5 protein-coding genes and 1 pseudogene are annotated in these 7712 nt (G+C 62.4%); 2 read left to right on the forward strand and 4 right to left on the reverse strand.

All coding sequences use genetic code 11. The annotated features are described in order from the left end of the window. A pseudogene (locus tag CN311_RS11485) lies at positions 1 to 448 on the reverse strand (flagellar biosynthetic protein FliO); the annotation flags it as partial. Positions 449 to 763: 315 nt separating this feature from the next. Between CN311_RS11485 and cckA the strand changes: the two are divergent. After that, a complete protein-coding gene (gene cckA / locus CN311_RS11490) occupies positions 764 to 3337 on the forward strand; it encodes a cell cycle histidine kinase CckA (RefSeq protein ID WP_097573786.1) in 2574 nt (857 codons plus the stop codon). A gap of 230 nt (positions 3338 to 3567) precedes the next feature. Further along, positions 3568 to 4278, forward strand: coding sequence for a purine-nucleoside phosphorylase (locus CN311_RS11495; protein ID WP_097573799.1), 711 nt, complete (start codon positions 3568 to 3570; stop codon positions 4276 to 4278). Between the two features lie 47 nt (positions 4279 to 4325). On the opposite strand, the gene CN311_RS11500 is transcribed toward CN311_RS11495, so the two are convergent. The 3 genes from CN311_RS11500 to CN311_RS11510 all read right to left on the reverse strand — a co-directional run. Then, positions 4326 to 5543: a c-type cytochrome gene (locus CN311_RS11500; RefSeq protein ID WP_097573788.1), complete on the reverse strand. Its 1218-nt coding sequence runs from the start codon at positions 5541 to 5543 to the stop codon at positions 4326 to 4328. Beyond that, positions 5540 to 7306 (reverse strand): GMC family oxidoreductase, encoded by a 1767-nt coding sequence (locus CN311_RS11505; protein ID WP_097573797.1) that lies wholly within the window; start codon positions 7304 to 7306, stop codon positions 5540 to 5542. The genes CN311_RS11500 and CN311_RS11505 overlap by 4 nt, the downstream gene beginning before the upstream one ends. Before the next feature lie 3 nt (positions 7307 to 7309). Continuing rightward, a partial coding sequence (locus CN311_RS11510; protein WP_133117164.1) for a gluconate 2-dehydrogenase subunit 3 family protein occupies positions 7310 to 7712 on the reverse strand: 403 nt, incomplete at its 5' end.

A 7712-nucleotide genomic window follows, 5' to 3' on the forward strand; every position in this document is an offset into this window, starting at 1 on the left:
TCTGATGGGGTCGCACAGGCGTCGGGGCCGCGGTTACCGGCTGCGGTGGTGGTGCCTGCTTCGCCGGTGCAGCAGCGGGTTGAGGCGCGCGCGGCCGCGGCGCCGGCTGATGGCCGCCACCATCCCCGGTCAGCGCAGGGCGGCGCGGCGCGGCCAGCCTGATGTCGCGCTCGACGACGACATCGGTCGGGCCGCCGATCAGCAGCAGGTGCTCGATATCGTCGCGGCGCACCAGAACCAGCCGGCGGTGACTGTCGACAGCGGTGGCGTCCATGACGGCCAGCCGGGTCTTGCGGTTTCTGCCGCCGGCAACGAATGTTCCGAAGGTCAGACTGCGGAAAAGCCTGATGATGATGAGAACGATGACCAGAAGGACAAGCGCGGCAAGGGCCCACAGGATTGCCGCGGCATAACCAGGACCCGCCACGCTATCCAGCCACTGCAGCATCGGTGCCCCCAAAACGGCTTTCGAAGAAACGCGACACTAGACCGTTGCGGCACGCCACCGCAAGTTGCCTTTGTCGCATCGTGAACAGCGTGAAACACCAAAGCGCGTCGCCTTTGAACGGATTCATGCGAGGCGCATTAAGTCTTGTTTTTATGCATGTCGTTGTCGCAAAACCGCTGCGCACTTTTGCGCGACATGGATTAGCCGCCGAACGCGTCATTTTTAGGGTGGATTTGCCGCCGAGGCCTTTTCCAGGCATTGAGAATGTGATTCAACCGGGCAGGGGCAAGTACCGGAATTCACAAGCAGGGGCACATGGCCAAGGAAACGCGCGGCGATTTCTATCCGGTACCTATCGTCGACCAGAACACGCGACCGGGTGCGGTTGCCCGGCTCATCGTCTTCATCGTCGTCCTGACGGGCGCCGCGATCGTTTTCGGCCTGTTCCGCGAGCGTCTTGGCGATCCCTTTCTGCTTGGAATGCTTGGCGTGCTGGCAATGATCGGCGTCGGCTTCCTGTTCGCCACCGCGATCGGCTTTGTGCAGATCACGCCGCGTTCGACAAACGACGAACTGTCGAAAGCCTTCGTCGATTCGATGTCGCAGGGCCTTCTCGTCACCGACACTAAAGGCCGTGTCGTCTACGCCAATCGGGCCTATGCCGACATGACGGGGGCTGCGTCCGCGGCGGATCTCAAGACGGTCGAAGGATTGCTCTCCGACGTTCCCGAGGCCTCCGTGACCATATACCGGCTGGCATCCGGCCTGCGCGACGGCCAGCCCGGCGACGGGGAGTTTCGGCTTGCGCAATCCATTCGCCCCGGCGCCGAGTCCGGCGCGCGCTGGTACCGGGCACGGGCTCGCGCCTTCAGCGTTCCGGGCCAGCGGCTGCCTCTGCTCGCCTGGCAACTCGCCGACATCTCCCAGGAGAGGGCCGAGCAGGAGCGGTTCTTCCTCGATCTGCAAAAGGCCATCGATCATCTCGACCATGCGCCGGCTGGTTTCTTTTCGGCCGATCAGGAAGGCCGGGTCACCTACATCAACGCCACGCTGGCGGAATGGCTGGGCATTGACCTGACGAGTTTCACGCCCGGCGCCGTCACGCTTCCCGAGATCGTGGCTGGCGACGGCATGGCGCTGGTCCGCTCGGTCAAGGCCGATCCCGGCACCACACGCAACGCCGTCATCGATCTCGACCTGACGACGATGACCGGCGAAGCGCTGCCCGTTCGTTTCATGCATCGCGTTTCGGCCAGCCGCGAGGGCGTCAACGGCCCGACCCGCACCATCGTGCTCAACCGGACCCAGGGCGAGGATGCGTCCGCCGATCTTCGCGCCTCGGAGATCCGCTTTACCCGTTTCTTCAATTCGACGCCGATGGCGATTGCTGGCGTCGACCAGAGCGGGCGTATCCTGCGCACCAACGCGCCGTTCCTGTCGCTGTTTTCCACGGTTGTCGATCGCGACGCCGTCGACCGCCGGGTGCGGCTGGACACGGTGGTCCATGAGCGCGACCGGCCCGCCTTTGCCGCGGCGTTCGAAAAGGCCAGGCAGCGGCAGGCCGACATCGAGCCCATCGATACGCTGCTGCCCGGCAACGAGGAGCGGCACATACGCTTCTACGTCAACGCGGTCGCCGACGGTACCGACGGCGAGGGCGCCGAGGAATCGGCCATTGTCTACGCCGTAGAGACCACCGAGCAGAAGGTACTTGAAGGCCAGATGGCGCAAAGCCAGAAGATGCAGGCGGTCGGCCAGCTTGCCGGCGGCATCGCGCACGACTTCAACAATGTGCTGACCGCCATCATCATGGCGTCGGACCTTTTGTTGACCAACCACCGCCCGTCGGATCCGTCCTTCCCGGACATCATGAACATCAAGCAGAACGCCAACCGCGCGGCCTCGCTGGTGCGGCAGCTGCTGGCCTTCTCGCGCAAGCAGACGCTCAGGCCGGAAGTGCTCAACCTGACCGATGTGCTTGCCGATCTCAGGATGCTGCTGGCCCGCCTGGTCGGCAACGACATCAAGCTGAAGGTCGACCATGGCCGCGACCTGTGGCCGGTCAAGGTCGACATCGGGCAATTCGAGCAGGTGGTAGTCAATCTGGCGGTCAATGCGCGCGACGCGATGCCGTCTGGCGGCGAGCTCACTGTGCGCACCAGGAACGTGACGGCGGAGGAGAGCAAGACCTTTTCCTACCGCGAACTGGCCCCGTCCGACTATGTGGTGGTCGAAGTGGAGGACACGGGCAGCGGCATCGCGCCCGATGTGCTGAAGAAGATTTTCGAGCCTTTCTTCACCACAAAGGAGGTGGGCAAGGGCACCGGGCTCGGCCTGTCGATGGTCTATGGCATCATCAAGCAGACGGGCGGCTTCATCTTCTGCGATTCCGAAGTCGGCAAGGGGTCCGTCTTCCGCATCTTCCTGCCGCGTCACATTGCAGAGGTGAAAAAGGCCGGCGAGCCCAGCGAGGCGCCGGCAGCACCTGCCAAGATCGCCGAATCGGCCAAGGATTTGTCGGGCTCGGCCACAGTGCTGCTGGTCGAGGACGAAGATGCCGTGCGCATGGGCGGCATGCGGGCGCTGACGTCGCGTGGCTACACCGTCCACGAGGCATCTTCGGGCGTCGAGGCGCTGGAAGTCTTCGAAGCGCTTGGCGGCAAGGTCGACATCGTCGTTTCCGACGTGGTGATGCCGGAAATGGACGGGCCGACGCTGCTCGGCGAATTGCGCAAGCGGCAACCGGACATCAAATTCGTCTTCGTTTCCGGCTATGCCGAGGACGCGTTCGCCAGAAACCTGCCGGCGGATGCGCATTTCGGTTTCCTGCCGAAGCCGTTCTCGCTCAAGCAACTGGCCACGATCGTCAAGGACGTGCTTGAATCCTAAGGCATGTCAGCCAAAGCAAAACAACCTGAGGCGCGAAGCGCGCGGCCTGAATGTGATCGAGTTCACAGACGCCCGTGCCCCGCCTTTTACACGTGGCGGCGCCGGAGAACGAGCCGTCCGATCAGAACCAGTGAGGTCCGGCCACTGGAGTTTCGCAATCGCCGCTTGCGCATCGACGCCAGCCTGCCATGATTGCGATGACAACGCGGCGGGGAATTGGGGTAGATGCCGTGACGCCGCACAATGAGGCTGGTAGGGGCGATTATGCCGAAACGGTGCTGTTGCCGGGTGATCCGGAGCGCGCCGAATGGATGGCTGAAACTTTTCTGGAGGCGCCGCGCTGCGTCAACCGCCGCAGGGGCGCCCTCGGGTTCACCGGTCTTTTCCAGGGTAGACCGGTCAGCATCCAGACGACGGGGATCGGTGTCTCGTCCTTCCTGATCTACGCACACGAGTTGCTGGACTTCCATCGCGTCAAGACGCTTATCCGCACCGGCACCTGTGGCGCCTTGACAGCCGAGGTTGGGCTGCGCAGCCTGGTGATCTCGCAATCGGTCCGCGGCGAAAGTGCAGGAAGTGGCCAGGTCTACGGCCTCTATGATGCAGCCGCCGGTCCCGATCCGGCGTTGCTTGCCCGCGCTGTGGCCAAGGCTGGCGAACTCGGCATCGAACATTATGCCGGGCTGACCGCCTGCAGCGATGTATTCTATCATCCCGAGGGACGTGCGCGTTTTGCCGAGGCGCAGGCTGAAGGCGCGCTCGCCGTCGATATGGAAACCAGCGCGCTCTACCGCATCGCGTCGCATTTCGGCGCCCGAGCCCTGTCGATCCTGACTGTCGTCGACAATGTGGTGACCGGCGAGCAAACGGATTATTCCGAACGTCAGGCGCTTTTCACCGATATGACCCGGCTGGCGCTCGATGTCGCAATCGAGAGCTAGCCCTACGGCACAAGGTCATCCAAGCGCATGATCGCGCACGGCAGGGCTTAGGGCAGCAATTGCTTGCGAACAGCCGCCACGTCGCCGGAGGAGACTGCCGCGGCGTCGTTGCCCCAACTGCCGCGCACGTACGTCAACACGTCGGCGATCTCCTGATCTTTCAGGCGCCACGCCAGAGAGGGCATGGCGGGCGTCGTCGGCGCGTGTGTCGTATGCACCGCCTGGCTTCCCGCCAGAACGACCCTGGCGAGCGTTTCAGAATTGCCTTGTGCGACGATCGAATTGCCGGCAAGGGCCGGGAAAAGCTTCCCGGCGCCGGCGCCGTCTCCACCATGGCAGGCTGAACAATTGTCACGGTAGATTGCCTCGCCCGTGGCCATCCGTGCCTCGTCAGGCTTTGCCGGTTGCTCATTTCCAGCGTCCGGATTCAAGCTCTTGAGATAGACGGCGACAGCCTTCAGATCCGGATCGGTCATCTTCGATGTCGAATTTTCGACGGCTTCCGCCATCGGACCCGACGCAATCGAATGGGCGTTGACGCCGGTCTTGAGATACCTGACCAGATCGCCTTCCGACCATTTTCCAAGGCCGGATTGAGCGTTGCCGGTAATATCGGGGGCGAACCATCCCTGCAGCGATGCACCTTGCAGGAAACCGCTGTCCTTGTCGGCGCCAAGAAAGGATTTGGGCGTATGACAAGTGCCGCAGTGCCCAGGCCCCTGGACGATATAGGCGCCGCGGTTCCACTCAGCTGATTTGGCGGGATCCGGCTTGAAGGCTTCCTCGGTGAAGTTGAGGGCATTCCAGCCCAGCATGGCCAGCCGAATGTTCAACGGGAAGGGCAACTGATTGGCTTCGACCTTGTTCGATACCGGCTCGACCGTCGTCAAATAGGCCCACAGGTCGGAAATATCCCGATCGTTCATCCTGGTGTAGGCGGGATAAGGCATGGCGGGATAGAGCCGTACGCCGTTATGGCCGATGCCGGTTTTCATCGCGTTGTGAAAATCGGTCTCCGTCCAATTGCCGATGCCTGTCTGACGGTCGGGGGTTATGTTGGGGGCGACAAGCGTGCCGAATGGCGTTTCGAGTGGCAGGCCGCCGGCCAAGAGTTTGCCCCCCGGTTGATTATGACAACCTGCGCAGTCGCCGAGCACAGCCTGATACTGTCCGCGCATGATCTGGTCCGCCTGGTCGGCCCCGAGGGCAGGGCCAACAGCCAAGGCCGAGGCGCTGATGGCGAGTGTGAGAACAAGTCTCTTCATGCTTGCACCAATGGCGCCCCTGGATTGCGCAGATATTGGTTGCGGATGGCATCGGCCGCCAGGAAGGCCAGGGCGCCGACTGTTCCCGTCGGGTTCTTGCCGGCATTCTGCGGGAAGGCCGATGCGCCGATGACAAAGACGTTGGGGACGTCCCAGCTCTGGAGGAACTTGTTGACCGCGCTTCTGCCTGGGTCCGTTCCCATGATGGCGCCGCCCGTATTGTGGGTGCTCTGATAGGGGACGCTGTCCCAGCCCTTCTTGCGACGGCTGACATTGTACTGCTTGCCGCCGAGCGCCTTGGCGATTTCCTCCATCCTGTCGCATAGATAGTTCGACATCCGGATGTCGTTGTCGGGGAAATCGAAGGTCATGCGCATCAGCGGCCGGCCGAAACGATCCTTGTAGGTCGGGTCGAGATCGAGATAATTGGTGCGGGTCGCATAGCTGCTTCCCTGCGAGGAAAAGCCAAGCGTGCTCTTGTAGCCCTCGACGGTCGCCTTTTTCCAGGCGCTGCCCCATTTCGGCGTGCCGGGCAGGGTCGGCCTGGTCCCTATCGGACGCCCGTTGGTCGGTATGCAGTTGATGCCCGAGCCGCCGACGAAATCAAGTGCGCCATGGTCGAAAGCGTCGCCATTGTAGTCGTCGATCGTCTGGCCGAGCGCACCAGCCGCGATGAAGGGGTTGAAGTTCTTGTCATCGAAGAAGACCTGGACGCCGGCATTGGTCTGGTAGCAGTAATTGCGTCCGACCGTTCCCTCGCCGGTGACGGGATCGTAGATCCTGCCGATGCCGGACAGCATCATCAACCGCGCATTGTGCAAGCCGTAGGCGCAGAGCAGCACGAGATCGGCCGGCTGGAAATACTCTTCTCCCGACGTATCGACATAGGTCACGCCGCGCGCCGATTTGCCTCCGGGGGCCAGATCGACATGCAGCACCTCGCTGTCGGTGCGGACTTCGAAATTGGCCTTCTTCATCAGCACGGGAAGGATGGTGGTCTGGGCGCTCGATTTGGAATAATTGGCGCAGCCGAAACGCTCGCAGAAACCGCAATAGGTGCATTGGCCCATGGCGATGCCAAGCGGATTGACATAGTTTCGCGACATGTTGGCTGATGGTGTGGGGAAAGGGTGCAGCCCGATTGACCGGCCGGCCTCGGCGAACAGTGTCGGCGCGTAGGTCATCTGCATCGGCGGGTTCGGATAATCCCGCGACCGTGGGTCCTCGAACGGATTGCCGCCTTCCTGCAACTGACCCTTGATATTGCCGGCCTTGCCCGAGATGCCCGCCAGATATTCGAACTGGTCGTAGTAGGGCTCCATTTCGGGGCCTGTTACGCCCCAATCCTCGACCTGGAGATCGGCTACCCGCGATGCGCCATATTTTTTGGTGAGGTTGGTCCTGATCTGGAAATCCGAATCCCAGAACCGCCAGGTATGGCCGTTCCAGTGGACACCCGCGCCGCCGACACCGTTGCCGGGCAGGAAAGAACCGAAATCGCGCATCGGCAGCGCTGTCTGCGACGGGTTGTTGCGCACCGTCATGGTTTCCACGGCGGGTTGCAGAAAAAGGTCGCGCCGGACCGCATAGCGCAGTTCATCCTGCACATAGCCGATGTTGAAATCGGTCGCGGTGTCGCGCCATGGACCGCGCTCTATGGCCAGCACGTCGAGACCCTGATCGGTCAATTCATGGGCAAGGATGGCGCCTGTCCAGCCGAGGCCGACGATCACGACGTCTTTGCGGGGCAGTATCGTCGTCATGGATCAGGCGCCTTTCCTGAGCCATTCCGGACGACCCTCGATCGAGACGGGTGGCTGTGGGTATGGTTGATTGTGTTTGCCGACATGGTCCCGGTAATCGTAACGGGCGCCGGGAAAACCAAGCATGCGCCAAGACACCATGTCCTTGTTGCCGCCATAGACCGGATCGGCAAAGAAACCCTCCATCGTGTTCTGCAGCAGAAGTCCGAAGAATCCCGAACTTTTGACGCCGTTCGGCAGCTCGACCTTTCCAGCCTCCATTGCCGTCAGGAATGCATCCTGCTCCGCGGGCTGAAGCTCGGCGAATGTCTTGCCATCCCGCTGCTTCAGGAAGGAGTCGATGGACGCAAGCCCGGTGCGGTAACGCTGGGCCGGATTTGCCTCACCCTGATAGCCCTGCGTGGGC

It is taken from the genome of Mesorhizobium sanjuanii, assembly GCF_002529485.1.
GTDB lineage: Bacteria > Pseudomonadota > Alphaproteobacteria > Rhizobiales > Rhizobiaceae > Mesorhizobium > Mesorhizobium sanjuanii.